Genomic DNA, 1884 nt, shown 5'->3' on the forward strand with positions numbered 1-1884 from the left:
CTGGACGGCGCGGCGCGCGGCACGGCGGCGGGCTTGGGCGCGGCCGCCGTCACGGCCAGCGCGGCCAACGGATTGGCGGGCTCGCCTTCATCGGCGGCCGGCGCGGGCTGCGTCAGTTGCGCCAACGGATGATCGTCGATGATGGCGGCGGCATTGGAGGGCGGCGCTTCCGTGTTCGCCGGCATGCGCGCCTGCGCGGTCGCGCTGGCATTGGCCTGCGTCATGGCCGCGGCGGCGCCATTGCCGGCGACGGGCTTGCCGGCGACGGCCGGCCGGGACTCGGGTTCCGTGCGCGCCACCACCACCGGCAATTCCGCCGTGTCATAGACCGCCCACAGTCCCGCGCCGACACATCCCAGAAACAGCGCCAGCAACACCAGCAACGGCGTCTTCGAACGTTGTTTGGGCGGCAGGTGTTTGGCCTCGGCCTCGGGCACGCGGCCTTCGAGCGTGGCAAGAATGCGCGACGACGGCTGCGCATCCGGGGAGGATGAGCGCCCGGCAAGCAAGCTGGGAATAGAGGGCGGTGGTCGCGATCTTTTTTCGTCTTCTGCCATGCGAGGTCCCGTGTCGGCAGGGGCGCACGAAGCCCCTTTAACCAAGGTGTCCGAGAATACCTGATGACACCTTTTAGATCACGGCTTGTTGTTACGATTCCTAAAGCATCGACGCCGTCTGCAACGCCCAAGCGCTTGCCTCAATCCCGAATAGAACAAAAGATTACGCCTTCGTGATTGAGGGATACCGTTGCTAGTTCTACTGCCCCTATATTTTCTGCTCGCGATAGGCGTCTCCGCGCTGCTGGTCTTCCCTTCCTTCCGGGCGGGAACCGCGCGGAGCGTACGCGCGTTCGCGCAGGGAATGCGGCGCCGTGTGGCGCGCGGCGCGGGGCAGGCGGGCGATGTGGTCGGCGGCTCCGCGCAGGTGGTCCGCGCGGGCGTCGGCCGGGCCGGCAATACGTTTTCCGCCTACCGCTGGCAGATCGCCGCGGGCCTCGCGGTCGTGTTGCTTCCGTCCCTTTTCGCTTTCGTCATGCGACACAATCACACATTTATTTACGAGGATCGGATGGCCGGTCCGGACCCTCGTATCCAGGCGCTGTTGACCGGCGAACGGCTGGTTCCGCCGCCGCCGTTGCCGCCCGAAGTCTTCACCACGCGCGAAGTGGAATTGGTGCGTCCGAACCTGGGCGGCGCGAGCCGCGACTGGAACCTGCTGGACGCCGATTACCGCCAGCGCCTGCTGGCCGCGTATCGCATCATGCGTGAAGAGCATGGCTATGAAATGGTGCTAATCGAGGGCTACCGCAGTCCCGAGCGCCAGGAAGAATTGGCGAGCAAAGGCTCGCACGTGACCAACGCCGGCGCCTACCAGAGCTATCACCAATATGGCCTCGCGGCCGACAGCGCCTTCCTGCGCGATGGCAAGGTGGTGGTCTCGGAAAAAGACCCGTGGGCCATGCGCGGCTACGAACTGTTCGGCGAGACCGCCGAACGGGTCGGCCTGACGTGGGGCGGCCGCTGGAAGCTGATGGACTTCGGCCACACCGAATTGCGGCGGCCGGGCGTCATGCGGCGCGACGCGGGAGCCGCGCAATGATCCGATCATCTCGCGCGACTACCCTGACCCTCTTGCTCTCCCGACCAACCGATCACCGCGACGAACCCACATGACCCGTTTTCTCAAAACCGGCCTGGTGCTGGCCCTGGTGTTCGGGGTCGTCTGGCTGGCCGTCATCATCTGGTGGCAGGAGTCCCGCACGCTGCCCACCGGGCTGGACATCGGCCTGTACCTGTTCGCGTTGCCGCTGGCGCTGATCGCCGCCGGCTGGGCCGGCCTGCGCATCGCCCGCGCGCGCCGCGAAGCCCGCGCCGCGGCCGCGGC

At 67.3% G+C, this 1884-nt stretch carries 1 protein-coding gene and 2 pseudogenes; 2 read left to right on the forward strand and 1 reads right to left on the reverse strand.

Annotated elements, in window-relative coordinates; translation table 11 throughout:
- Positions 1–509, reverse strand: a pseudogene (locus H0523_RS31960) (hypothetical protein); the annotation flags it as partial.
- Between the two features lie 238 nt (positions 510–747).
- Here H0523_RS31960 and H0523_RS31965 point away from each other — a divergent pair.
- Positions 748–1599, forward strand: a complete 852-nt coding sequence (locus tag H0523_RS31965; RefSeq protein WP_054434048.1) for a M15 family metallopeptidase — start codon at positions 748–750, stop codon at positions 1597–1599.
- Between the two features lie 70 nt (positions 1600–1669).
- Positions 1670–1884, forward strand: a pseudogene (locus tag H0523_RS31970) (hypothetical protein); the annotation flags it as partial.

Source organism: Achromobacter insuavis (assembly GCF_902859645.1).
Taxonomy (GTDB): Bacteria; Pseudomonadota; Gammaproteobacteria; order Burkholderiales; family Burkholderiaceae_B; genus Achromobacter; species Achromobacter insuavis.